Raw genomic sequence first — 24,746 nt, 5'->3', positions numbered from 1 at the left:
GACATTGTGGCGGTCCTCCAAAAAGGCGCTTGACACTTGTGCGCCGCAGCAATACAACAGTGCGACGCAGCGAGAACTTCTCTCGCTCCGTAGCCCTCCTTGGGCGTTTCCTCCCTTGACTTGGGCCGCTGGCGTTACCGGCGGCCCTTTTTTTTCGTCATTGCGTGGAAGAAGCTTCCCGTGACCAGTCCCGCCCGCAGCCCCGCCGGCCGCTCCTCCTGCGAATAAGCGTCTGTAACCATCGCAAAGGGCCGGCCCTTTTCGCTTACGGTGGTCGCGTAGTGGAACTCGTGTCCGGCGAGCGCATCGCCCGCCGCGCCCAATGCGCAATCGCCGAGGAGTCGCGCGCGCCTATAGCCCAAATGAAGTTTGCGCTGCGCAAAACTCGTCGTCAGATCGAGCAGGCCCGCCATCTCGTGAGCCGCGCCGGCGGCGTCGATCAGCGTCCGCCCGAGCGTCATATAGCCACCGCACTCGCCATGGATCGGGCGCGTTGCGGCGAAGCGACGGAGTCCGCCGAGAAAGCGCTGCGCCGCGGCGAGGCGGCCCGCATGAAGCTCGGGATAGCCGCCGGGCAGCCAGCAGGCGTCGCAATCTTCGGGCGGCGGCTCGTCGGTGAGCGGCGAGAAGAAGACGATATCGGCGCCGGTCTCGCGCCAGCCGCGGGCGAGATGCGGATAGAAGAAGGAGAAAGCTTCGTCCCGCGCCACCGCGATGCGTCCGCCTCGCGGCCGTGGAATGTCGAGAGGCGCGTGGCCGACATCGGGCGATCCGCCCGCCGCGGCGGCGATCAGCGCGTCGATGTCGACATGGGACTCGATATGTTCGGCCAGCCGATCGAGAAGAGTGTCGAGACCCCGCGTCTCGCCGGCCTGCACGAGGCCCAAATGGCGCTCCGGCAAAGCGATCCCCTGATCGCGCGGCAGCGCCCCGAATATTTTTATCCCGATCGCCTCGATCGCCTCCTGCGCGAGCTTGCGGTGGCGCTCGGAGGCGACGCGATTGAGCAGCACGCCGGCGAGCTTCACCCGCGCGTCGTAGAGCGCGACGCCATGCGCTATGGCGGCGGCGCTCTGCGCCTGTCCCGAAACATCCATCACCAGCAGCACGGGCCAGCCGAGATAGGCGGCGACATCGGCGGAAGCGCCGGTCTGCGCCGGCGCGCCGGGGGCGCCGTCGAAAAGCCCCATCGCTCCTTCCGCGACGATGATATCGGCCTCCTCTCCAGCGCGTAATGCGAGCTGGCCCAAGAGTTCGGTCTCCATCGTCCAGGAATCGAGATTGAAGCTCTCGCGTCCGGTCGCGGCGGCGTGAAAGGCGGGATCGATGTAATCCGGCCCGCATTTGACGCCCGAGACACGCAGCCCCCGCTGCGCGAGCGCGCGCAAAAGGCCGAGCGTCACAGTGGTCTTGCCGGCGCCGGAACGGAGCGCGGCGACGAGAATTCCGGGGGCGGTCAGCGCCCGGCTCCCATCGGCCGGAAGCGGCGGTCATAGCCCGCGTCATAGAGCGCGCTTTCGCGGAAATCCTCGGAGGCCAGCGCTGCGCCGACGAGAATGAGCGCGGTGCGCTCCATGGGCGCGGCGCCGGCCAGCGCTTCGATCGTGGAGAGCGTTCCGCGGATGATGCGCTCGTCGGCCCAGGAGGCGCGATAGACGAGCGCTATGGGGCAGTCTGCGCCATAGAAGGGCGTCAGCTCGGCGACGACGCGCGAAAGCGCATGGATCGAGAGATGAATGGCCATGGTCGCGCGCGTCGCCGCAAAGGCGGCGAGCGTCTCGGGCTCCGGCATGGCCGATGCGCGGCCCGAGGTGCGGGTCAGCACCACCGATTGCGCCACTTCCGGCAGCGTCAGCTCGCGTTTCAGCGCGGCGCTGGCGGCGGCGAAAGCCGGCACGCCGGGGGTGATAGTGTAGGGAACGCCGAGCGCCTCGAGTCGCCGCGTCTGCTCGCCGACCGCGCTCCAGATCGAGAGGTCGCCCGAATGCAGCCGCGCGACATCCTGCCCGGCCTCCGTGGCCTTTTGCATTTCCGCGATGATGGCGTCGAGGGAGAGCGGCGCAGTGTCGACGATGCGCGCGTCCGGCGGGCAATGGGCGAGGACTTCCGGCGCGACCAGCGAGCCCGCATAGAGGCAGACAGGGCAGCGCGCGAGAATATCGCGGCCGCGCAGAGTGAGCAGATCGGCGGCGCCGGGGCCGGCGCCGATGAAGTGAATGGTCATGGCGCTTCCTCTAACGCATTTCGCGCGATCGCGCAGGTGACGCCGGCGCTGGCGAGGCGCGGCCCGAAGAGACGGCTTCCCGCCCCTGCGCCGACCAACGCCGCAGCCTCCGCCACGCTGCCGACGCCGGTGAGCGCCTCCACGCGCAGCGATCGGGTGAGAAGCTCGTCCTTGCGCGCGAGGAGCGCATCGAGCGGAAGAAAGACGAGCGGCAAATTCAGCAATCGCGCCGCATCATGAAGTCCGATCTCGCCCCGCTTCGACTCGATGGTAAAAAGCGCAATCTCGCCACGCCACTCCTTCTCCCACTCGTGGGAGAAGGTGGCCTCGCGAAGCGAGGTCGGATGAGGGTCCGCGCCGCTCTTATCCTCGAGACGCCGGCGCGACGGCGAGCCCTCATCCGACCCTCGCTGACGCGAGGGCCACCTTCTCCCGCAAGCGGGAGAAGGACCGCGCACATAGGCTTCGCAAACTTTCTGAATCAACGCGACCGCCTCGCGCGCCTCCACGCCGCTGCGCGCGCCTATGCCAATGGCGTAGCGCGCGCTCAAGCCTTCACCGCGCGCCATTGCAGCGCTGGCAGCGCCGGCTCCAGCGCGTGATAGGAGCCGATCGGGCGCGCTTTCGAGATCGCAATGCTCACCAGCTCGCCGCCCATGCGCCCGAAAGCGTCGATCAGCAGCGCCTGCGTCTCGATCGTCACCGCATTGGCGACGATGCGTCCGCGCATGGGCAGCGCGTTCCACGCCGCCTCTATGATCTTCGCTTCGCCGCCGCCGCCGATGAAGACCACATCCGGCGTCGCCAATCCCGCGAGCGCTCCCGGCGCCGCGCCTTCGACGATCGCGAGATCGGGAACGCCGAGCGAAACCGCGTTGCGCGCGATGCGGGCGGCGCGCGTCGCATTGCGCTCGATCGCAATGGCGCGATTGGCGGGATCGGCGAGCATCCATTCGATCGCGATGGAGCCGGAGCCCGCGCCTATGTCCCACAAGCATTCGCCTCGGCGCGGCGCGAGCGCCGCCAGTGTCACAGCGCGAATGTCGCGCTTGGTGATCTGCCCGTCATGCTCGAACCAATCATCCGGCAAGCCCGGCGTCAGCGGCAGAATGCGCGCATTCGGCCCTGCGACGACTTCGACCGCGATGGTGTTGAGCGGCGCGATGTCCCGAAAAGAAAAGTCCTGCGCGCGCGCGCTGCGAATGCGCTCCTTCGCTCCGCCCATATGTTCGAGCACATGGATGCGCGATTCGCCCATGTCGAGCGTCATGAGATGCGCGGCGAGACGCGCGGGGGTCGTCTCGTCCCAGGACAGGATCAGCAGTTTCCGGGATGGTTGAAGATGCGGCGTCACGCGCTCGAAAGCGCGGCCATGCAGCGACAGCAGCGCGCAATCCTGCTGGCTCCAGCAGAGACGCGCCGCGGCTAGGGCGAAAGCAGAAGGCGCCGGAAGGCAGAGAATTTCGTCCGCTGCGACATTGCGCGCGATCATATCGCCGACGCCGAAGAACAAAGGATCGCCGCTCGCGAGAATCGCGGTCGGCGCGCCGCGATGCGCGACAATCGTCTCCATCGCGGCGGAGAGCGGCGAAGGCCAGCGCAGCGTTTCGCCCTTTTGCGGGCCGATCAATGAGAGATGACGCGCGCCGCCGACAATCAGCGACGCGTTGGCGATGAGCGCGCGCGCGGCGGGCGACAGCGCATCGACCCCATCTTCGCCTATGCCGATCAAAGAGAGCCAGCGCGCCGCGCTCATGGCGCCTTCCGCGACGTGTAGACGAAAGGCCGCGCGCCGTCGCGTGGAACGAGCTTGGCTCCGCTCGCGCCGATGAGCACGAGGGTCGACATGTCGACGACGCTCGGATCGGCTTCGCCGAGCGTGGTGATGATGAATTGCTCTTCGGCGCGGCCGACGGATTTCGCGAAAACGACGATGCGATCCTGCGGCAATTCACGGCGCAGCAACGCGAATGCGTCGTGAATGCGCTGCGGCCGCGCGCGCGAGGCGGGATTGTAGAAGGCCATGACGAAATCGGCGCGCGCCGCCAGCTCGAGACGATTTGCGATCGTCTCCCAGGGCTTCAGATTATCGGAGAGCGAGATCACGCAGAAATCATGGCCGAGCGGCGCGCCGAGCCGGGCCGCCGCCGCCTGCATGGCGGAAATTCCGGGTAGGACTTCGATGTCGAGATCGCGCCAAGCCGGATCGCCATTGTCGATCGCCTCGAAGACGGCCGCCGCCATTGCGAAAATTCCAGGGTCGCCGCCCGACACCACAGCGACCTCATATCCGCTCGCGGCGAGGCGCAGCGCCTCTTGCGCGCGCGCGATCTCGACGCGATTGTCGCTGGCGAGGCGCGTTTGTCCGGGCGTCTCGGGAACGCGCGCGACATAAGGCGCATAGCCGACGATATAGCGCGCCGCGCACAACGCCTGCTGCGCTTCCGATGTGAGAAAGCGGGCGTCGCCCGGGCCGAGACCGACGATGGAGAGACGCCCGCGCCGATTTGTCTGCGTCATGGCCGGCGTCCATCGCCGGGCACGAGGACGAGCGCGAAATAGGGCGCGTCGTCGTCGCGCTTGTCCGTCAGGCGCATGATTTTTTCATCCGCCATCGTGCCGCGCTCGACATAGATGGCGCGCTCGGCGAGCTTCGCATCTTGGAGCGCGAGGCGCAGCTTGCCGAGATTGCCGCCGAGCTTCATCACCACCGCCGCATCGGTGGCGGCGAGACGCATGGCGAGCGCTTCGCGCGGCAGAGTGGCGGGAATGACGGTCAGAACATCGTCGCCCCATGTCATCGGCTGGCGCGCCGAGGCGAAGCAGCCAGACATGCCGGAGACGCCCGCGCAGACCTCCACGCTGAAGCGCGACGACAAGCGCGTCTGCAGATGCATGAAGGAGCCGTAGAGCATCGGATCGCCCTCGCAGAGCAGAGCGACGTCGCGGCCGAGCGAGAGATGCAGAGCGAGGCGTTCCGCGCTCTCTTCATAAAATGCCGCGAGCGCGGCGACATAATCGGGATGATCGAAGGGAATCTCGGTCGTCAGCGGATAGGTGAGCGGAAGTTCCGCGCAATCCTTCGCGATGAAGCGCGCGGCGATGGCGCGCGCATGGCTCGGCTTTCCGCGCTTGGAAAAATAGGCGACGATCTTGGCTTCGCTCACCTGACGCGCCGCTCTCAGCGTCATTAGCTCGGGATCGCCGGGGCCGAGGCCGACGCCGCGCAGAACGCCGAGCGTGATGCGCGACTCTCGATCTACGTGCAAATTCGGATCGACGATATTCATTCGTTCTCGCTCGCCAGCGCATTGATCGCAGCGGCCGCCATGGCGCTGCCGCCCTTGCGTCCGCGTACTATGGCGGTCGGAACGCGCCCATCGGCGATCGCCGCCTCTTTCGATTCCGCCGCGCCGACGAAGCCGACCGGCATTGCGATGACCGCAGCGGGCGGGGCTACGCCTTCGTCGAGCATCTCCAGCAGTCGGAACAGCGAGGTCGGCGCATTGCCGATGGCGACGACGGCGCCAGAGAGCTTCTCGCGCCACAGCTCCATCGCGGCGGCGCTGCGCGTCGTTTTCATCTCTTCGGCGAGCGCGTGCGTGCGCGGATCGGCGAGGGTGCAGATCACCTCATTATTCGCGGGCAGGCGCGCGCGGGTGACGCCGTGAGCGACCATATTGGCGTCGCAGAAAATGGGCGCGCCATTGCGCAGCGCAGCGCTCGCCGTTTCCGCGAAGCCGGGCGAAAAGACGATATCGTCGGCGATCTCCACCATTCCGCAAGCATGGATGATGCGCACTGCGACGCGCTCCTCCTCGCGCGAGAAACGCTCGAGCCGCGCCTCCGCGCGAATAATGGCGAAGGAGCGGTCGTAGATCGCGGCGCCGTCGCGTATGTAGGTCAATGCGCCGGACATTGTAGCTCCTTGCTCGTGGCAAGCGCGATGCGCGCTTTCATTGCGTCTTCTATCTCGTTCACGCCGAGGCCTCGCAACGTCGGCGCATCGCTCGCGCGTCCATCGTCGATGAGATCGAATCCTCGCGGCGTCGCCACCAGCGTAACCTTTGCCGTCGCGGGAGAGGCGCAGCCCTTGGCGCAGCCCGATATGTGCAGCCTCGCGCCCTTCGACGCAAGCCGCGCCGCGAGAGGGGCGAGAATTTCGGCGAGATCACGCGTCGGCGCATGCGCCTGCGGACATTCCGGCGCGCCGGGACAGGCGATGACGGAAAGGCGCGGATCATCCGCCGCAATGACGAGGCCGCGCCCGGCCGCGTCCTCGACGATATTTTGCGCGACATCGAGATCGGCGCAGGGCAGCAGCAGCGCGCGCCAGGGCGTGAGACGCAACTCGTTCAGGCCATGGACTTCGGCCAGCGCCGCCAGCGCGTGAAGATCATCCGCGCGCAATCGTCCAGAGGGCGCGCCTATGCCGGCGAAGGCCCTCACTCCTTTTTCCCCGCTATCACGAGACAGAAGCGCTCCGAAAATCTCTGCTGCAGAGGCTGCGCGACAGAGCGATTCATACGGCGTCGGCGTGAGAGCAGCCGCCTCGGCCAGCGCCTCGAGGCCGAAGGCGGCGACGACGTTGCGCATGCGACGCAATTCGAATTCACGGCCTTTCCGCAAGTCGAGAAAAGCACGCGCGAGCGCGAGCGCTACATCGCTCGCCGTTTCCGGCGTTGCGAGAAAAGCGCGCGCGCGCGCGCCATCGGCGATGACGGCGACAGTGTCGCCATGCGCCTCGAGGCGAATATCCATTGTCGAGGCGGAAAGGCCGAGCGCGCCGCCATCATCGACGAGAAAGCCGAACTTTCCTGGCAACGCCAGCAGAGCAGCGTCCTTCACGAGCGATTGCGCGAGACGCGCGACGAGGGCGCTCGCCTGCGCGCCGGCGAAAGGCGAGACGAGAAAATTGAGCAGGCTCTCCGTCGCCGCATCTTCGGCGAGCAGTCCGAGCGCGGCGAGGCGGCTCTGCGCCTGCTCGAGCTTCTCTTCGCTCACGCCGCGCAATTGCAATTGCGCGCGCTGCGAGAGATCGACGAGGCCATTGCCGCAATCCCGCGCGATCGATGCGATCTCGCGCGCGTGCTGCGCCGAAAGACGCGGATGCGTGGTTTTCGCGCGCAAGAGAAGGCCGTCGCCGCTCTGCATCGGCCGCAGCGCGCCGGGACACCAGCCTTGGATTTTTGGCGCGGCGGTCATAGCGAAAGCCCTTCGAGCGCCGCGGCGACGCTGTTGCGCCGCGTGCGCCACAAGCCGCGCGCTATGGCGCGCTGGAACATGTCGCGAATGGCCTCCGCCGCGCGCGGATTGGCGGCGAGCAGAAAATCGCGAACATTCGGCGCGCCGAGCGTCGAATCGAAGACGAGATCCCATTGCGCGTCGCGCACATGCGGCGTCGTCGCGGCGAAGGCGAAGAGATTGTCGAGCGTCTCGGCGATTTCCGCCGCGCCGCGATGGCCATGGCGCATCTGCCCCTCGAGCCAGCGCGGATTGGCGGCGCGACCGCGAATGACGCGCGCGATCTCTTGCTCGAGCGAGCGCAGCTTCAATGCTGCGGGGCGCGTCGCGTCGATATGCGTGATCTGCGCGGAGCCGCCGAGCGCGGCGTTGGCGGCGGAAAATCCGCCTTCGAATTCGGCGAAGGCGGCGCCGGTGAGCACATCCGTCTCCGCCATATCCTGCACATGCAGCAGAGCGTCGGCGACGCCGACGCGCTCGCCGAAAGCCTCGCGCGCCGGCGCGCTCTCGCCATTGCGCGAGACCGCATGGCCTCCCGCCATGAGAAAAGCCTGGCCCAATGCATTGCGAGTCTCGCCGCGCGCGATGGCCTCGGAAAGGCCGAGGCCATAGCTTCCCTGCGCGGCGCCGAAGACGCGCTCGAGCGCTCGGCCGGCGCGGCGAGCGGCGGCGAGCGGATTGGACTCGTCCTCTTCATCGAGCGCCGCCACAGCTGCGACAGCGTCATGGTAGAGCGCGATGAGGCCGGGGAACATATCGCGAAAGAGCCCCGATATATGCAGCGTGACGTCGACGCGTGGAAAATCGCGGCTCGCGAGCGGCAGGATCTCGAAGCCGCAGACGCGCGCGCTGGCGTTGTCCCAGAGCGGCGCGACGCCTATCAGCGCCAGCGCTTGCGCGAAATCCTCGCCGCCGGTGCGGATGGTCGCGCTGCCCCAGAGATCGAGCACGATATTGCGCGGCCATTCGCCATGCTCTTGCGCATGACGCATCATCACCTCGCGCGCCGCGCGGGCGCCGATATCATGCGCGGTGCGCGTCGGAACATGGCGCGGATCGATGCAGAAGAGATTGCGGCCTGTGGGCAGAACATCGGCGCGTCCGCGCGAGGGGGCGCCAGCCGGGCCGGGCTCGACGAAACCGCCCGCGAGCGCACGCAGCAAGCCGCTCGCTTCGGCTGCGCCGCATGGCCCTTCGCCGAATATGTGCAGCCCATCGCCGATGCGCATTTCCTTCACATCGCAGAGCCAGGCGTCGAGCCGCGCCAATGCTTCCGCGCGATCGGTCTCGCGTGTGACGCCGCAGTCCTGCGCGAGGCCGCTGCGTTCGGCGACATCGAGAATCGTTTCCGCCACCAGCTCGGCGCGGCGTGGATCGAGAGTCGCGGCGCTCGCATATTCGTCGAGCAGGCTCTCTATCTCCTCCGCCTCGGCGACGAGTCCAGCTTCGACGAGCGGCGGAGTCATATGGCCGATCGTCACCGCGCCGGCGCGGCGCTTGGCTTGCGCCGCCTCGCCCGGATCATTGACGATGAAAGGATAGACGAGCGGCGTGGCGCCGAGCAAAACCTGTGGCGCGCAAGACGGGCCGAGCATCGCCGATTTGCCGGGCAGCCATTCCAGCGTGCCATGTGTGCCGAGATGAATCAGCGCGTCTATGCGTCGACTGTGGCGGAGCCACAGATAGAAAGCGACATAGGCGTGGCGCGGCGCGAGCTCGGCGTCGTGATAGGTCTCGCGACGTTCGGCTCTGCTTCCGCGATCCGGCTGCAATGCGACGACGAGCTTGCCGGTCTCTATGCAGGAAAAGCGAAAGGCGCCTTTCGCGAGCGCCGGATCTTCTTCTGGCGCGCCCCAGGCGGCGAGGACTTGCCGCGTGAAGTCGTCCGGCAGCGTGGCGAAGAGGCGATGATATTCGGCGAGCGGCAGCTCGGCGCAATGCGCAGCGTCCTCGAGCGCGCGCATGACGAGATCGGGAGCTGTCGTCTCTCCGCCGTCATGATCGAGAGATCCGATTTCGTAACCGGCGTCGCGCAGCAGATCGCAAATGGCGATCACGCTTTGCGGCGTGTCGAGGCCGATCGCATAGCCGCCGCGTCCCCGTCGGGCCGGATAATCGGAGAGCACCAGCGCGAGATTTTTCTCGCTATGCCCGAGGCGGCGCAGGCGCGCCCAATTTTGGGCGAGCGCCGCGACGTGATCTATGCGCGACGGCTCGGGCGAATGGCGGATTTCCGCGAATTCGCTCGCTGCGCGTTCGCGCGTTTGCGCCTTGAACGAGACGGCGCCGGCGAAGATGCGGCCGTCCACCTCGGGCAGCACGACATTCATCGCGAGATCGGCGCCATTGGCGCCGCGCTTGGAGTTCTCCCAGGCTTCGCGCGTCGAAGTGGCGAGCGCGATTTGGAGAACAGGCGCGTCGGCGCGATCGAGCACCGAGCCGCCTTCCGTGCGCGCGGAGAAGGCGGTGGCGTTGAGAATCACATCGGGACGGAATTCTGCGATCGTCTGCGCGAGCAGCGTCTCGCAGGCGGCGTCCTTGAGGCTGGCGACGAAATAGGCTTCGACGCAGAAGCCGCGGTCATGCAGCGTATCGGCGAGCGCGACGATCGGTGCGAAATCGCCGGCGAGCCAGGCGGAGCGATAGAAGGTGACGAGCGCGCGCGGAGCCGACGCCGCCTGTGCGCCGCTCGATTGGCCGGAGGCTCCCTCATCCTGAGGAGCCCGCGCAGCGGGCGTCTCGATGGACGGGAGAGCCGTCCTCTTCGTGCTTCGAGACGGCGGCTGCGCCGCCTCCTCAGCATGAGGGGGAGGGTTGGCGCCGAGGGCGGTGCGGCAGGCTTGTTCGCAGCGGCCGGCGAGCGGCGCGGGCGCGCTCTCGCTCCAGGGCGTGGGCGTTCCTGCGAGAGTCGCGGCGTAGCCGAGGAAGGAACGTAGATTGTCCGGGCCGCCGTCGCGGAAGAAGGACCAGATGCGCGTGAGCGCGTCGGAAGAAAGCGTGGAGGCGCGCTCCAGTCTTTCATCGCTGTGCATGTCGCCCGGAACGATCGCCAGCGCGAAGCCGCGCATTTTCGCTGCGGTCGCGAGCTCGTCGACGCCATAGGCCCAATAATCCTTGCCGCCGAGCAGGCGGACGACCACGAGCCGCGCATGACGCGCGACCTTGTCGATATAGAGATCGACCGAATAGGGGTGCTTCAGCCTGGCGAGCGAGGCGCAGCGCAAGGAGGGAAGCGCGGCGTTCTGCTCATGCAGCTCGGCGAGGAGGGAAAGCTCGGCGTCGGAGAAGGAGAGGAAGACGATCTTCGCGGGCGTCTGCCCGAGGTCGACCGCCGCCTCATTATCGTCGAGGCCATGGAGATCGCGCGCGAGCAGATGCATGGCGCGTCCTCAGCTCGTCAGCATGGCCGTCACGCCCGCGCGATCGAGACCCTTTTCGCCGATGACGACGAGGCGGCTCGCGCGATTCTCATCGGCGCGCCAGGGGCGGTCGAACTGATGACGAAAGCGCGCGCCGACGCCCTGCACCAATAGGCGCATCGGCTTGCCGGCGATCTCGACGAAGCCTTTCATGCGCAAAACATCATGCGCCTCGGCGACGCGAGCCAAGCGCTCGATCAGCTCGGCCGGGTCGCGCGCGGCGGCGATCTCGACGATGAAGCTCTCGAAATCGTCGTGATCGTGGTCCTCTTCCGTATCATGATGAGAGGGGCGATTGGCGAGATCGTCCTCCGCCGCCGCGCCGAGACCGAGCAGAATGGCGGGGTCGAGCCTGCCCTCGCTGGCGCGCAGCAGCTTTACCGCGCGTGGCGCAGTGGCGCGGATTTGCTCCGTGACTTGCGCTTCCTCTTCCGCACTCAGCAAATCGGTCTTGTTGAGCACGATGAGATCGGCGCAGAGCAGTTGATCCTCGAAAACTTCTTCCAGCGGATTGTCGTGGTCGATCGCGAGGGTTTCGGCGCGCTCTTTCGCGATGGCGTCGAGATCGTCGGCGAAGCGGCCTGCCGCCACCGCCGGGCCGTCCACCACGGCGATGACGCCGTCAACGGTGAGATGCGGGCGGATCGTCGGCCATTCGAAGGCTTTGACCAGAGGCTTGGGCAGAGCGAGGCCGGAGGTCTCGATGATGATGTGCTCCGGCCGGTTCGGATGCGCGAGCAGCGCCTCGATCGCCGGCGCGAAATCGTCGGCCACCGTGCAGCAGAGGCACCCATTGGCCAGTTCGACGATGTTTTCCTCCGGGCAATTCTCCACGCCGCAGGCGCGAAGAATATCGCCGTCGACGCCGACATCGCCGAACTCGTTGATGACGAGTGCGAGGCGGCGGCCACGCGCCGTCTCGAGGATGTGGCGAATCAGCGTCGTCTTGCCGGCGCCGAGAAATCCGGTGACGATGGTCGCGGGGATTTTGGCGAATGTGCTCACGCCGCGGCCTCCGCGCTGGTCTTTGTCGAGAGATGCCGCCAGACGAAGCCGACCGCCGCGCCGACCAGAATCCAGGTGATCGCGTGAATGGCGAGAGAAGCGGCGGCGAAACGCGCGGCCAGTTCGGCTGGCGCGGTGCTCTCGGGCGCGGGCGGCTGCGGCGCGCCGATGAGATGCGGCGCGAGAATCAGCGCGACACCCAGTGCTTTGATGAGCGGACGCTCGACGCGCAGCACGGCGAAAAGGCCGGCGCCGGTCGCGGCCGCGGTGCCGATCCACCAGAATTGGCGCGCGGCGAGATCGCCGGCGGCGCTGCCCGGCAGTTCCGGCGCGAGGCCGAGACTGGTGGCGAGGCCGGTGGAGGCGAAGGCGCAGGCGCCCCAGAGCGCGGCGCGCTTGGGTTCGATCGTCTCGCCGGAGAGCAGCATCAGCGCGAGCAGCACGAAAGCGTAGCCGACCGCGGTGACGCTCGTCGCGACGCTGGTCACGGCGGTGCGCTGGAGGCCCGGCGCGGGCTCCCAAGCGGACTCGGCGGCGTGCTCGTGCTGATGCGCCTCGCCTCCCGCATGGGCCTGCTCGGCCGCGGTCTCATAGACCTCGGCGGCGAGGATCAGCGGAGTCGTGGTGACATTCTGCAGGGCCGCGACCGCGAGCCCCGCGAGAAGGCCGGCCAATAGGCCGACCGCGAGGAGTCGCTGGATCACCGCTGCGTCAGTGGCAGGGGAAGCCGAGCGAATGGCGCGAATCATGCGCTGCGTTATGCGCGACGCTCGCATAGGAGAAGCCGGCGAGATAGACGAGGCCGGCGCCGAGCGTGAAGACGACCAGCGCGGCGCGCAGGATCTCGAGGCGGCTGGCGGAGAGAATCGCGGCGGCGGAAAGGGTCTTCGTGGTCATGTTCTGCTCCTCGCCGCCCCACCGGCGGCATTCGTGGTTTCGCTGGACGGCAGGTCTCCTGGCTCACGGGTCGCTGCGCTCGCCGCCTTCCCGGGCTTTCACCCAGTGGCCTCACGGGCTCGCGCTCGCCGCTCACAGTTGCGGGGGCAGCCGCGGATCGGGGCGAGCCCCTACCGCATTCCCTCTTCGCCTCCTTGCGGAGGACCGTCGCGAACAGTCATATGACGGAGAGAAGGAGCCGTCAAACGGCTAGGAGGCGCTGATCATGTCGGAAGTCGCGGAAGAAGACGCCGCCCGCCGCCATCGCGAGAAGATGGAGAAGCGTAAGGCCGTGCAGGACGCCGAGGTCGCCGGCAAGAGCATCGCCGAGAAGGGCCTGCTGATGGTCCATACCGGCCCCGGCAAGGGCAAATCGACCGCGGCCTTCGGCCTCGCTCTGCGGGCCATGGGGCATGGTTTCCGCGTGGGCGTCGTGCAATTCGGCAAGGGCGCCTGGGACACCGGCGAGCGGCGAATCCTCGAGAAGCTCGGCGCAGAGGAGGAGCTGCTCTGCTGGCGCACGCTCGGCGAGGGCTTCACCTGGGAGACGCAGGACCGCGTCCGCGACGAGGCTGCGGCCCGCCGCGCCTGGGACGCCGCGAAGGAGATGATGGCCGATGCGTCGATAAGACTGCTGGTGCTCGACGAATTGTCGATCGCGCTGCGCTATGAGCATCTGCCGCTGGCGGAGGTGGTCGAGGCGCTAACGGCCCGGCGCGGCGATCTGCATGTCGTCGTCACCGGCCGAAACGCCAAGCCCGAACTGATCGCCATCGCCGATCTCGTTACCGAGATGACGCTGGTGAAGCATCATTTCCAGGCCGGGGTGAAGGCGCAGAAGGGCGTCGAGTTCTGAGAGCGGCGTCCCGGCCGGCCGAGGCCTCGCCGGGAGCCGATCGACGAGCCGCGATCAGCAGACCCAGTGACGGCGGCCGTTCCACCAGCGCCAGCAGGCGTTGGGGGCGACGCGCGGCCCCGCGTAATAGCGTGGTCCCGCATAATAGGACCGTCCATAATACCCCCCGCCATAACCGCCGCCCCATCCGGCGTGGCGCCCGGCGTGATGGCCGTGATGGCCGTGATGATGATGGCGGCCGTGATGATGATGGTGGCGGTGGTGGTGGTGGTGGCCGTGATGGTGATGGCCGTGATGATGGTGGCCGCGGGCGGAGGCCGCGCCGGGCAGCATCAGCGCGCCGATCAGAGCCGCTGCATAAACCATATGTCGAATCATGCCGTTCTTTCCTTGCTTTGATCGAGGAGGCTCTCGGCGCCGCCTCGGCTGGGAAAGAACGTCGCGCGCAAAGGGATTGTTCCGGCGCGCGCATGGTAAACGCCGCCTTGCCGGACCACATGGTCAAGGGAGGGTTAAGATCAGCCGAGGATCGCGTCGAGGATGAGCTTGCCGTTGAGCGCGATAATGGCCAGCGCGATGACGGCCGCGACGGCGGTGGTCGCCCGCGGCGCCGTGAGTTCGCCCATGAATTTGCGCGAGGCGGTGAACCAGACCAGGGGCCCGACGGCGAAAGGCAGAGTGAAGCTCAGCACCACCTGGCTCAGCACCAGCAGATGGGCGGTCGCCTCTTCCCCGGCGATCAGCGTGACGGCGACGGCCGGGACGATGGCGATGAGCCGCGTGATCAGGCGCCGCAGCGCCGGCCTCATGCGCAGCTCGAGGAAGCCCTCCATCACGATCTGCCCGGCGAGTGTCGCCGTCACCGTGGAGTTGAGGCCGCAGGCGATGAGCGCGATGGCGAAGAGCTTGGCGGCGATCGGCGCGCCGAGCAGCGGGGCGATCAGCGTATAGGCCTGGCCGAGCTCGGCGACCTCGGTATGGCCGGAGGCGTGGAACACCGACGCCGCAAGCACCAGAATCGAGCCATTGATGACGAGCGCGAAGAGCAGCGCCAGCGAGCTGTCGAAAATGGCGAAGTCGATCGCCTCGCGGCGGTCGGCCGGGCCGGAGCCGACGTCGCGCGTCTGCACGATATAAGAGTGCAGGAAGAGATTGTGCGGCATCACGGTCGCGCCGAGAATGCCGAGGCCGATATAGAGCATCTCGGGATTTTCGATCAGCGCCCGGGTGGGGACCAGGCCGGCGGCGACCGCGCCGAGATCGGGCCGCGCCAGCAGCAGCTGGCCGCCGAAGGCGAGCGCGATGATCCCCAGCATGGCGACGACGAAAAGCTCGATCTTGCGAAAGCCGAGGCGCTCGAAGGCGAGCACGAGGAAAGTATCGAGCAGAGTGACGACGACGCCGAAAGCGAGCGGCAGGCCAAACAGCAATTGCAGGCCGATCGCCGTGCCGATGACCTCGGCGAGATCGGTCGCCAATATGCCCGCCTCGGCCAGGAGCCAGAGCCCCATCGAGGCCGTGCGCGGAAAACGGCGGCGGCAGGCGCTGGCGAGATCGAGCCCTGTGGCGAGGCCGAGCCGCGCCGTCAGCGATTGCAGCACGATCGCCATCAGGCTGGACAGGACGGCGACGAAGAGCAGAGCCGTGCCGAATTTGGAGCCGCCGGCGAGGGCGGTCGCCCAATTGCCGGGGTCCATATAGCCGGTGGCGACGAGATAGCCCGGGCCGAGGAAGATGAAGAGGCGGCGAAAGCCGACGGTCTCGCGCGGGACGCGCACCGAACCGCGCATATCGCCGCGCGCCGAAACGAGCGTGGCGGAAAAATCGGGCGAGACGGCGTGCATCGGGCGACCTTCGGCTTCGCTCGCCTTCCTCCGAGGCGGACCTTCCTCGAACGATATAGGCCCCTCCCGCCGCGAGCGCCAGCGATCGGCGCCGGCGGCCGCGCAGGCGCAATGTGGACTGGGTCGTTTCTATGTCGCAATGCGTAGCCGGATGCGTCGTGGAGGCGTCCGGCATGTGGCGAAACGCGAAAACTTGTGACCTTGTTGCAACAGTCGTCGAGATAGTTTTCCGCAGAGCGCGCAAAGCGCCACATGCCCCTTTTCAGCCATAAACGCTGCGCTAATCTCGGCCGGTCACAAGGTCATCGAGGACATGGGGACGCCTCCCGCGCCGGCTCGTCGCGCGGGAGAACGCTCTTCTCGTTTTTGAACGACTGTCGTCGAATTTTCGACAGTGACGCATGGCGGTGGTGGTGCGCGGCGTTTTTTTCGAACGCCAGCGGCGTTGAGAAAGTCAGATCCTCGATGATCGTGTTTCTCCAGGCGATTGCGTCGACGGTAGGGCCGCGCGGGCGTCTCGGGACGCTCTATCTCGCGCTCGGCTGCGCGACGGTCGGGGCTGTTTCCGCGGAGCGGGCCCTCGCCTTCGACGGGAAGGAGCCGCGCTCGCTCGCCGCCGCCACACAGCCGCTCACCATCTTCAAGGATCCGCGAGCGGCTCTGCGCGCCGGTCTCGAGAGCTATCATGCCGGCAACGCCAAAAAGTCGGTGGAGGCGCTGCGCTACGCCGCCGATGGCGGGGAATCGCTCGCTCAGTGGAAGCTCGGCCGCATGTATGCGGATGGGGACGGCGTCACCCGCGACGACGCCAAGGCCTACGCCTATTTCTCCAAGCTCGTCGATCATTTCGCCGATGACGAGCCGAGCCCGCGCGAGCGGTTGATGGCGGCCGGCGCCTTTGTGGCCGTCGGCGTCTATTATCTCGAGGGCATCGCCGCCGCGAAGATCGAGCCGGACGCCGGCCGCGCCTTCGATCTCTTCCGTTACGCCGCGACCTATTTCGGAAACGCCGACGCTCAATATAACCTCGCGCGCATGTATCTCGACGGCAATGGCGTCTCCAAGGATGCGCGCCAGGCCGCCAATTGGCTCGATCTCGCCGCGCGCAAGGGCCATGCGCCGTCGCAGGCGCTGCTCGGCCATCTTATGTTCAACGGCGAGGCCGGCGGTCCGCCGCAGCGCGCCCGCGGACTGATGTATCTCACGCTGGCGCGCGAGGCCGCCGGCGATCGCCCGACCGATCAATGGATCGTCGAGCTACATTCGCGCGCGCTGGCGCGGGCGAGCGAGGGGGACCGCAAAGCGGCCGTGGCCATGCTCGAATATTATCTGACGCGCCGGGACTGAGCGCCCTTTCTCACGCAATGAGACATATGAGGCGATCCTGGAGCCGTCGGGCCCCGGGGTCGCCTTTTTGCGTCCGCGCTTCCGTTGCGCATTGAAACTGACTAATTTTGTCGCGCGCCTACATGCCGCATTGAAACTGGAAACGAGATGGTGTAGGCTTGCGCCGATGCGCCGCATCAAGTGCAAAAAAAACAAAATAAGCACCAACATTCGGAGGATCGTCACATGTCTATCGGCACTCACAGCAGCGCGGATATCGGCAAAACCGTGCTTTGGATCGTCGGCATCACGGCGTTCGTCATTATCGCTCTGACGAAGGTTCCGGACTGGATTTCGCCGGCTGGCACCAATGGCACCGGCAACGGCTCCGATCCGGGCGTCGGCCGCACCGTGAAGATGATTCAGTAATAGAGACGATCCTTCGCCTTTCGGCTGTGGCTTCGCTCCCTTCTCGTGAAGCTCGCGGCTCGGCGTCGATCGTGGACTTTTGAAAAGTCGTCACTCGATCCGCCTCCTCCGCCTCGATGTCGCGACATCGAGGCGGAGTGAGGCGGACGAGGAGGCGCCGAGGAGAGGACTCCCCGTCTGCGGCCGGGACGCTCCGCCTGTGAAAAAGCGCCGCTCTTTCCTTTTAAAATTGCAGAGTCGTGGCGAAGCGCACGCCGGCGAGCGCGGCGATCTCTCGCATCGTCTCGCGCGGCGCCGGCTCGTCGACCGCGACGAGGGCCACGGCCGAGCCGCCCGGCCGATCGCGTCCCAGAGCGCAAGTGGCGATATTCACGCCCGCCGCGCCGAGTAATCCTGCGAAACGTCCGATGAAGCCGGGCCGGTCGGCGGTGGAGACGAAAATCATCCGTTCGGCGAATTCCGCTTCCACGCGCACGCCCTCCACCGCAACGATGCGCGGCCTTTCATCGTGGAACACAGAGCCGGCGATCCTTCTTTCCCCCGCGCGCGTTATTACCGAGACGGCGACGAGAGAATCATAATCGCTCTCGCCGGAGCGCGTCGCTTCGTCGATCGCGATCCCGCGCTCCTTGGCGATGGCGAGCGCCGAGACGAGATTGACCTCGGCCAGCGCCGGACGCAGCACGCCGGCGATGGCGGCCGCCGTCATCGCCGCGATATTGCGCTGCGCCGCCGCGCCTTCGTAGACGACGGAGATGCGCTCGATCGGCGCTTCGGTCGCCCGGCCGAGGAAGGAGCCGAGCTTTTCGGAAAGATCGACGAAGGGCGCGAGCCGCGGCGCTTCCTCGGCGCCGATCGAGGGAAAGTTGACGGCGTTGACAATCGCGCCGCGCGTCAAAAAATCCGACATCTGCTCGGCGATCTGCACGGCGACCTTCTCCTGCGCTTCTATCGTCGAAGCGCCGAGATGCGGCGTGCAGACGACATTGGGGCGCGAGAACAGCGGATTTTCGCGCGCCGGCTCGGTCTCGAACACATCGAGCGCGGCGCCGGCCACATGGCCTTCATCCAGCGCCGCGACGAGCGCCGCCTCGTCGAGAAGGCCGCCGCGCGCGCAATTGACGATGCGCACGCCGCGCTTCGTCCTGCTCAGTGATTGCGCGTTCAGCAGATGCCGCGTCTTGGCGGTGAGCGGCGTGTGCAGAGTGATGAAATCGGCGCGCGCCAGCAGCTGTTCGAGATCGACCGGCTCGACGCCGAGCCTTATGGCGCGCTCCTCGGTGAGGAAGGGATCATAGGCGATGACGCGCATCGAAAAGCCGAGCGCGCGCGTCGCGACATTGGCGCCGACATTGCCGCAGCCGATGATTCCGAGCGTCTTGCCGGCGAGCTCGACGCCCATGAATTTGCTCTTCTCCCATTTGCCGGCGCGGGTGGAGGCGTCGGCGGCGGGAATTTGCCGCGCCAGCGAAAGCATCAGCGCCATCGTATGCTCGGCGGTGGTGATCGAATTGCCGAAGGGCGTGTTCATCACGATGACGCCGCGAGCCGTCGCCGCGGCCACATCGACATTGTCGACGCCGACGCCGGCGCGGCCGACGACCTTCAGCCGCTCGGCCCGCTTGAGCAGCGCTTTGTCGACTTGCGTGGTCGAGCGAAGGGCGAGTCCATCATAGGCGCCGATGGCGGCGGCGAGCTTGCTCGGCTCCTTGCCGAGCTCCGGCCGGTAGTCGGCCTCGATCTCGCGGGAGCGGAAAAGCTCGAGAGCGGCGGGCGAGAGCGCGTCGGAGACGAGCACGCGTTTGGGCATGAAGGGCCTCCCTCGGGCCGAGCCCGAGATTTCGCCCCCTTCGGCGCCGCGCTGGCGCGGCGGCCGTCCCTTTCCCTAGATCGTGACGAGCGGCCCGCGACTCAAGCCGCTTTGGCCGCCTGCGCCGCCGCCTCGGCATAGGCCCAGTCGATCCATTGCGTCAGCGCCGCGACGTCGCTGGCCTCCACCGTGGCGCCGCACCAGATGCGCAGGCCGGGCGGAGCGTCGCGATAGGCGCCGAAGTCGAAGCCCGCGCCTTCTTTTTCGACGAGGCCGACGATGCGCGCGGCGAGCGCCGATTGCTCGGCGCGCGGCAAGCCGGCGACGGCGGGATCGGCGAAGACGAGGCAGACGCCGGTGTTGGAGCGCGTCGCCGGATCCTGGGCGAGATGGGTGAACCAGGGCGTTTTCTCGACCCAGTCATGCACCACTTTGGCGTTGGCGTTGGCGCGCGCGAAGAGCGCGTCGAGCCCGCCGATCGATTTGGCCCATTTCAGCGTGTCGAGATAATCCTCGACGCAGAGCATGGAGGGCGTGTTGATCGTGTCGCCCTCGAAAATGCTCTCGACGAGCTTGCCGTTTTTGGTGAGGCGGAAAATCTTCGGCAGCGGCCAGGCGGGCGTGTAGCTCTCGAGCCGCTCGACGGCGCGCGGCGAGAGAATCAGCATTCCATGCGCCGCCTCGCCGCCCATCACCTTCTGCCAGGAGTAGGTGACGACATCGAGCTTGTCGAAATCGAGCGGCTGCGCGAAAGCGGCCGAGGTGGCGTCGCAGATGGTCAGCCCCTTGCGGTCGGCGGGGATGAAATCCGCGTTCGGCACGCGCACGCCGGCGGTGGTGCCGTTCCAGGCGAAGACGAAATCATTGTCGAAGTCTATCTTCGACAGGTCGGGCAATTCGCCGAAGGGGGCGACGAAGCTGCGGGCGGCGCCCGGCTTCAACTGCTCGATGATGTCGGTGACCCAATCGGCGCTGAAGCTCTCCCAGGCGGCGACATCGACGCCGCGCGCGCCGATCAGCGACCACAGCGCCATCTCGACGGCGCCGGTGTCGGAGGCGGGGACGATGGCGATGCGATGGCTCGCCGGCACGCGAAGCACCTCGCGCGTCAGATCGATGGCTTCCTTCAGCTTCGCCTTGCCGGCCGGGGAGCGATGCGAGCGGCCGAGGGCCGCGCCCGCGAGCGCGTCCAGCGTCCAGCCGGGACGCTTGGAGCAGGGACCTGAAGAAAAACGTGGATCGGCCGGCTTCACGCCGGGCTTTTGAACGGGCATTTTCGTGCTGCCTCCCCGGGGCATGGATTTTCGGAGCCTGCGCTACGCGCAACACGTCTTCGCGTCAAGTCGGGCGCGAGCTGGGGCGGGGCGGTCGCGTTCCGGGGCGCGGCGGCGGGGGCGCTTCTCGCGAGGGGACAGGGCCGCCGACTCGCGGGCCGGCTGCGGTTCCAGGCGCGGCGGCGAAGGCGAAACTCAGTCGATCAGATAGCGGAAACCGAGCCGCACCTGCTGAATGTCGAGCTTGCGCGAATGGCTGACGCCCAGCGCGTCCTTGCCGGAGATCGTGCCCAGATTGAGATAGCGATAGCCGATGTCGACCGACCAATGGTCGGTGATGTCATAGGCGAAGCCGCCCATGAAGGCATAGGCGAATTTCAGATAGGTGTTGGAGTAGCTGCGGTCCCAATTGGCCATATAGGTTCCGAGCGTGAAGGGGTCGGTCCAGGTCGTTCCGGCATAGGGAACGAGATTGCCCATGTACCATTGCACCTGGGCCTTCTGGAACAGCACGTCGACGCCAGCGCCGGCGCCGATATAGGGCGTGAGTCCGCCCCATGTGCCGAGATCGACATAGACATTGCCGAGGAAGACCGAGGCGGTTCCGCGGCTCTGCGAATAAGGGAAGCAGTCGGTGTAGACGCCGACGGAGTTGGTGTAGGGTCCGCCGGCCGGCGTGCCCACCGCGCCGGTCTGGCAGGGCGTCCTGACATAGGAGGCTCCCGATCGGCTGTAGAGCGGCTGATAATCGGCGGTGAGATCGGTGCGCAGCCAGCTATTGTAGCGATAGCCGAAGCCGATTCCGGCCGACCAGTTGTTGACGAAATTATTCGCCGTCACGGCGCCGTCGATGTTCAGCACGGGCGAGCGAACCGCGGCGATGTCGCCGCGAAGATACCAGCCGGTCCCGAGCTCGACGGGCTCGTATTCCTGCTCGGGCGGCGCAAAGAAAGGCATGTCCGCCGCGACGGCCGGGCCGAAGGTCGAAAGGCTCAGGACCGCATAAAAAAGCCTCGCCCCGGCGCAGGAACCGGAAAATCTCATTGGTTCATCCTCGCTTCGCGCCGGGCGGCCTCGAGCGGGCCGCGACGCGGGTGATGACCAATGCGTAAGTGATTATGCTTAATGCTTGCTTAATGGGCCCCGCCGCGGCTCGGCGGCGGGGCGCAGGGCCGTCAGAGCAGGTTGAAGACGCGGACCAGCAGCGGCGACAGAATCAGCAGCGTGAATCCGATGTAGATCGCCCCTAGCGCGAAGGCAGGGATGAAGCGCATTCCGGCGTGACGGTAGATCCACAGGAACACGGTGAACTTCCACAGCACCAGCGGAAACAGCACGAAGCCGACGAGCTTCATGGCGGGCATCGGCGGCGGAAATATCTGCGCGACCATCAATGACAGAACCATCGAGACGAAGCCGATGACCGCGCCCGTGGAGGCGAGGGAGATCAGCGTCTGCTGCAAGCGCTCGCGGGTTCCCGTCAGGACCAGTGCTCCGAAGGTCAGCGCGGCCAGCAGAGCGGCGCTCGCCACGCCGTAGGAGATGGAGGGAAGAATGTCGGCGCTCACCAATTGGCCGCCCGCCTCGGTGAGAAAATAGGCGGCGAGGCTGATCCACAGCGCCTGCCGGCTATCGGGCATAGAGGCCGGCCCGGCGTCGAGCTTGATGAGGTCGAGGAGCGCCTTGGGCGTCGGCGGCAGGCTTATGGACGACGAGAACGACATATGACGGCCTATGGGGTTCGAGCCTTTTGTCGCGGAAGTCGCGACTTGCGCTCCCGCTGCGAACAAAAGCGGCGAAGCCTGCGGTTCGAGTGAGCCGCAGGCGCCGCCGCCGCAATTCGTTCTCTATCATGCTTTCGGGCGTGGCGGAACAATGCCCCAAATCCGCTTCGCCGCTCACGGCAGCTCGGCGTTCCAATCCTCGGTCGCGATGACCTGCGCGACGCGATGCGCGGCCTCGGCCCAGGAGACGCGGCTGACGGCGGACGGATCGGCCTCGGCGCGCCCGTCCAGAAACGCGCCGATGCGCTCGGCGAGAGCTGCCGAGTCGTTGACGCGGAAATAGAGGGCGCCGGCGCCGCCGACCTCGCGGAACACGGGAATGTCGCTGCAGATCACCGGGCGGCCGCGGCGCGCCGCCTCGGCGATCGGCAGGCCGAACCCTTCCGCATAGGAGGGGACGAGCGCCGCCGCGCTGCTGTCGTAGAGAAAGGCGAGCTCGGCGTCGCCGATATCGTCGAACCAGAAGAGCCGCCGCCCGAATTCTCCATGGCCGCGGATTTCGGCGCTGAGCGCCTCCTCGAACCAGCCCCGCCGCCCGACGAAAACGAGCCGAATGTCGCGGCCCTCGCGCCAGAGCGCCTCGAAAGCCGCCAGCGCGACGCGATGCCCCTTGCGTGGCTCCACAGTGCCGACGCAAAGAAACATGGCGCCTCCCGCGGCGGCGGCGATCGGCGGCCGCGGCGCGGCCGGCGCGCCTTCGGCGATGTCCGAGCCGCAATGGAACCAGCCGATCGAAAGATTTGGGCGATGCGGCAGGCCCGTTTCTTTCACGAAATCCGCGAGCTCTTCGGCGACCGTGCGCGAAATGGCGAGAAAGGCGTCGCTCTCGACGAGCGCGCGGCGCAGCCAGGCCGCATAGCGCGGCGGCGTCACCTCGTGGCAGGCGTGCGGATAGAGCACGGGGATGAGATCGAAAATGCAGGTGACGATCGCGCCGCCGCCATCGCGAATAGTCGCGAAGACCGGCTGAAACTCCTCGAAGGCGTTCCAACTGTCCGAGAGCATGAAGAAGCGATCGCCGGGTTCTATCTCTATTTCCCGATCCGCCCCCGCGGTCCCTCCGACGAGCGCGGCGACGAAGGCCTCGCAAGTGAAAAGCCGCCCGCCCTCGCAGCGCACGGCGATCACCGGAATGGGAAGCTCGCTGTCGCGATAGAGCGCCTGCGTGATTTTCTTGACGACGCGCTGAATGCCGGTGCCGGCGTCGCGCCGCGCGGTGGCCGTCACATCGACGAGCAGGCGTTTCGGCTTGCGCGTCTCTCGCGTCGCGGGCGGCTCGACGAGGCCGGCCTCGATCGCCGGAGCGGCGCGCTCGCGCGAGACGTGGCGCAGCAGCGGCGTGACGGCGTCGACCAACGCCGCCTCCAAGCGGCGAAGCGGGCGGAAGATCAGCCATGCGGCCGAATAGACGTTTTTTTCGCGCTCATGGACGAGATGGAGAAGCTCGGCCCTCTGAAAGTCGAGCTGATATTCGAGCAGGCGATTGCGCTCCTCGAGACGTCGCTCGCGCTCGCTTTTCGTCATTTCGCCGCTTCTGCGGCCGCGCGCCAATAGTCGAGCAGATCGACGAGCGTCTCGTCGGTCGTGCGGGTCGGGCTCCAGCCGGTCGCCGCGCGCAGCTTGGCGGCGACGCAATGGGCGACCGGAATGTCGGCCGGCCGCAGTCTTTCGGGATCGACCACGATCTCGAAATCGCGCCGCGCGAGCCTGCGCATCGCCTCGACCAGAGAGGCGAGCGGGCGCGTCGTCCCCGAGGCGATGTCGAATATGTCGCGTGCGGGAAGATCGGGCGCGATGGCGATGAGCCGCAGATAGGCGTCGACGACGTCGCGCACGTCGAGGAAATCGCGCTGCACCGAGAGATCGCCGACGCAAAGGCGCGGCTCGGCGCGTCCGCTCTCGATCTCGACGATCTGCGCCGCGAAAGAGGAGATGGCGAAGCGCTTGTCCTGCCCGGGGCCGATATGGCTGAACGGCCGCGCCACGACGAGCCGCGCCGTCTGCGGCAGAACATCCGCGAGCATGGTCTCCGCCGCCAGCTTGGAGCGGGCGTAGGCGTTGAGCGGACGCGGGATCATCGCCTCATGCGCCGCGTCTTCTCCGAGGCTCGCGCCATAGACGTCGGCTGTGGAGGCGAAAATCACGACAGCCTCGGCCGCATGTCGCGCGAGCGCCGAGCCGAGATTGAGGGAGCCGACGAAATTGACGCGCCAGGTTTCCTCCGCCGCGACGAAGGATTTCGCCGCCGAGGCTTGGGCCGCGAGATGGACGACGAGATCTGGCCGGGCCTCGCGCATCGTCGCCTCGGTCTCCGCGGGATCGAGCAGATCGAAAGCGATCGGGCTCCAGCCGGCGGCGGGCGCGGGCTCGCCCGGCCGCGCGAGCGACATGCGATGTGCGGCGGGATAGGCGCGCGCCAGCCCCTCGAGCATATAGCGGCCGACGAAGCCGGAGCCGCCGGTCACCAATATGCGTTCGAATCGGGCCGCGGAGGGGAAGGCCGCTGCGGCGCTCATCGCGTCCCCGGTTCCCGCTTCAGCCGCTCGAGATCGGCGTCGACCATTTCGCGGATGAGCTGATCGAGCGATGTCTCGG

The 24,746-nt window shown here is 67.1% G+C and carries 23 protein-coding genes and 1 riboswitch; of the genes, 3 read left to right on the top strand and 20 right to left on the bottom strand.

What is annotated here, in order from left to right:
• Positions 1–134: 134 nt before the first annotated feature.
• Genes KP010_RS03520 through KP010_RS03465 form a run of 12 tightly spaced genes read right to left on the bottom strand, consistent with a single transcriptional unit; the run spans position 135 to position 12,789 of the window.
• On the bottom strand, positions 135–1,460 hold the full coding sequence (locus KP010_RS03520) for a cobyrinate a,c-diamide synthase (protein ID WP_216281450.1): 1,326 nt from the start codon (positions 1,458–1,460) through the stop codon (positions 135–137).
• Entirely contained in the window at positions 1,457–2,224 is a 768-nt protein-coding gene (gene cobM, locus KP010_RS03515) for a precorrin-4 C(11)-methyltransferase (RefSeq protein ID WP_142863878.1), read from the bottom strand. Before cobM ends, KP010_RS03520 begins: the two co-directional genes overlap by 4 nt.
• Positions 2,221–2,793 (bottom strand): cobalamin biosynthesis protein, encoded by a 573-nt coding sequence (locus KP010_RS23025; protein WP_216280425.1) that lies wholly within the window; start codon positions 2,791–2,793, stop codon positions 2,221–2,223. Before KP010_RS23025 ends, cobM begins: the two co-directional genes overlap by 4 nt.
• Positions 2,772–3,980, bottom strand: a complete 1,209-nt coding sequence (gene cbiE, locus KP010_RS03505; RefSeq protein ID WP_142864337.1) for a precorrin-6y C5,15-methyltransferase (decarboxylating) subunit CbiE — start codon at positions 3,978–3,980, stop codon at positions 2,772–2,774. The genes KP010_RS23025 and cbiE overlap by 22 nt, the downstream gene beginning before the upstream one ends.
• Positions 3,977–4,744, bottom strand: a complete 768-nt coding sequence (gene cobJ, locus KP010_RS03500; protein WP_108916333.1) for a precorrin-3B C(17)-methyltransferase — start codon at positions 4,742–4,744, stop codon at positions 3,977–3,979. The genes cbiE and cobJ overlap by 4 nt, the downstream gene beginning before the upstream one ends.
• Positions 4,741–5,514: a precorrin-2 C(20)-methyltransferase gene (locus KP010_RS03495; RefSeq protein WP_142864336.1), complete on the bottom strand. Its 774-nt coding sequence runs from the start codon at positions 5,512–5,514 to the stop codon at positions 4,741–4,743. Before KP010_RS03495 ends, cobJ begins: the two co-directional genes overlap by 4 nt.
• Positions 5,511–6,143, bottom strand: coding sequence for a precorrin-8X methylmutase (locus KP010_RS03490; RefSeq protein ID WP_142864335.1), 633 nt, complete (start codon positions 6,141–6,143; stop codon positions 5,511–5,513). Before KP010_RS03490 ends, KP010_RS03495 begins: the two co-directional genes overlap by 4 nt.
• A complete protein-coding gene (gene cobG / locus KP010_RS03485; RefSeq protein ID WP_142864334.1) occupies positions 6,128–7,429 on the bottom strand; it encodes a precorrin-3B synthase in 1,302 nt (433 codons plus the stop codon). Before cobG ends, KP010_RS03490 begins: the two co-directional genes overlap by 16 nt.
• Positions 7,426–10,848 carry a cobaltochelatase subunit CobN gene (gene cobN, locus KP010_RS03480; RefSeq protein WP_142864333.1) on the bottom strand — a complete coding sequence of 1,141 codons (3,423 nt, stop codon included), beginning with the start codon at positions 10,846–10,848 and terminating at the stop codon, positions 7,426–7,428. The genes cobG and cobN overlap by 4 nt, the downstream gene beginning before the upstream one ends.
• A 9-nt stretch (positions 10,849–10,857) precedes the next feature.
• Complete coding sequence (cobW, locus tag KP010_RS03475; RefSeq protein ID WP_142864332.1) at positions 10,858–11,892, bottom strand: cobalamin biosynthesis protein CobW; 1,035 nt, start codon at positions 11,890–11,892, stop codon at positions 10,858–10,860.
• On the bottom strand, positions 11,889–12,596 hold the full coding sequence (locus KP010_RS03470) for a CbtA family protein (protein ID WP_142864331.1): 708 nt from the start codon (positions 12,594–12,596) through the stop codon (positions 11,889–11,891). Before KP010_RS03470 ends, cobW begins: the two co-directional genes overlap by 4 nt.
• A gap of 7 nt (positions 12,597–12,603) precedes the next feature.
• The gene (locus KP010_RS03465) at positions 12,604–12,789 is read right to left on the bottom strand and encodes a CbtB-domain containing protein (RefSeq protein WP_108916362.1); all 186 of its coding nucleotides are present in this window, start codon (positions 12,787–12,789) and stop codon (positions 12,604–12,606) included.
• 30 nt (positions 12,790–12,819) lie between these two features.
• Positions 12,820–13,013, bottom strand: a riboswitch (cobalamin riboswitch).
• A gap of 41 nt (positions 13,014–13,054) precedes the next feature.
• Here KP010_RS03465 and cobO point away from each other — a divergent pair.
• Positions 13,055–13,684 (top strand): cob(I)yrinic acid a,c-diamide adenosyltransferase, encoded by a 630-nt coding sequence (gene cobO / locus KP010_RS03460; RefSeq protein ID WP_142864330.1) that lies wholly within the window; start codon positions 13,055–13,057, stop codon positions 13,682–13,684.
• Between the two features lie 54 nt (positions 13,685–13,738).
• Here cobO and KP010_RS03455 read toward each other — a convergent pair whose 3' ends face one another.
• Both KP010_RS03455 and KP010_RS03450 read right to left on the bottom strand, forming a co-directional pair.
• Complete coding sequence (locus KP010_RS03455) at positions 13,739–14,062, bottom strand: hypothetical protein (RefSeq protein ID WP_185966602.1); 324 nt, start codon at positions 14,060–14,062, stop codon at positions 13,739–13,741.
• Positions 14,063–14,202: 140 nt separating this feature from the next.
• Entirely contained in the window at positions 14,203–15,528 is a 1,326-nt protein-coding gene (locus KP010_RS03450; RefSeq protein ID WP_142864329.1) for an Nramp family divalent metal transporter, read from the bottom strand.
• Between the two features lie 465 nt (positions 15,529–15,993).
• Here KP010_RS03450 and KP010_RS03445 point away from each other — a divergent pair, with 465 nt between their 5' ends.
• Both KP010_RS03445 and KP010_RS03440 read left to right on the top strand, forming a co-directional pair.
• Entirely contained in the window at positions 15,994–16,875 is an 882-nt protein-coding gene (locus KP010_RS03445) for a tetratricopeptide repeat protein (RefSeq protein ID WP_142864328.1), read from the top strand.
• Positions 16,876–17,100: 225 nt separating this feature from the next.
• Positions 17,101–17,283 (top strand): hypothetical protein, encoded by a 183-nt coding sequence (locus KP010_RS03440; protein ID WP_108916344.1) that lies wholly within the window; start codon positions 17,101–17,103, stop codon positions 17,281–17,283.
• A gap of 223 nt (positions 17,284–17,506) precedes the next feature.
• On the opposite strand, the gene serA is transcribed toward KP010_RS03440, so the two are convergent.
• The 6 genes from serA to KP010_RS03410 all read right to left on the bottom strand — a co-directional run bounded on the left by serA (position 17,507) and on the right by KP010_RS03410 (position 24,667).
• A complete protein-coding gene (gene serA / locus KP010_RS03435; protein ID WP_142864327.1) occupies positions 17,507–19,093 on the bottom strand; it encodes a phosphoglycerate dehydrogenase in 1,587 nt (528 codons plus the stop codon).
• Between the two features lie 101 nt (positions 19,094–19,194).
• Positions 19,195–20,367, bottom strand: coding sequence for a phosphoserine transaminase (locus KP010_RS03430; protein WP_142864326.1), 1,173 nt, complete (start codon positions 20,365–20,367; stop codon positions 19,195–19,197).
• Between the two features lie 195 nt (positions 20,368–20,562).
• Positions 20,563–21,411 (bottom strand): outer membrane protein, encoded by an 849-nt coding sequence (locus KP010_RS03425; RefSeq protein WP_216280424.1) that lies wholly within the window; start codon positions 21,409–21,411, stop codon positions 20,563–20,565.
• Positions 21,412–21,542: 131 nt separating this feature from the next.
• Positions 21,543–22,091: a hypothetical protein gene (locus tag KP010_RS03420; RefSeq protein ID WP_216280423.1), complete on the bottom strand. Its 549-nt coding sequence runs from the start codon at positions 22,089–22,091 to the stop codon at positions 21,543–21,545.
• A 174-nt stretch (positions 22,092–22,265) separates the two neighbouring features.
• Positions 22,266–23,675: a glycosyltransferase family 1 protein gene (locus KP010_RS03415; RefSeq protein ID WP_216280422.1), complete on the bottom strand. Its 1,410-nt coding sequence runs from the start codon at positions 23,673–23,675 to the stop codon at positions 22,266–22,268.
• Positions 23,672–24,667, bottom strand: coding sequence for an NAD-dependent epimerase/dehydratase family protein (locus tag KP010_RS03410; protein ID WP_216280421.1), 996 nt, complete (start codon positions 24,665–24,667; stop codon positions 23,672–23,674). Before KP010_RS03410 ends, KP010_RS03415 begins: the two co-directional genes overlap by 4 nt.
• Positions 24,668–24,746 lie beyond the last annotated feature (79 nt).

Source organism: Methylosinus sp. KRF6 (genome assembly GCF_018887255.1).
In the GTDB taxonomy this organism is placed as follows: Bacteria; Pseudomonadota; Alphaproteobacteria; order Rhizobiales; family Beijerinckiaceae; genus Methylosinus; species Methylosinus sporium.
The sequence above is the reverse complement of the archived record's forward strand: the minus strand, read 5'-3'. Positions and strand labels throughout refer to the sequence as shown.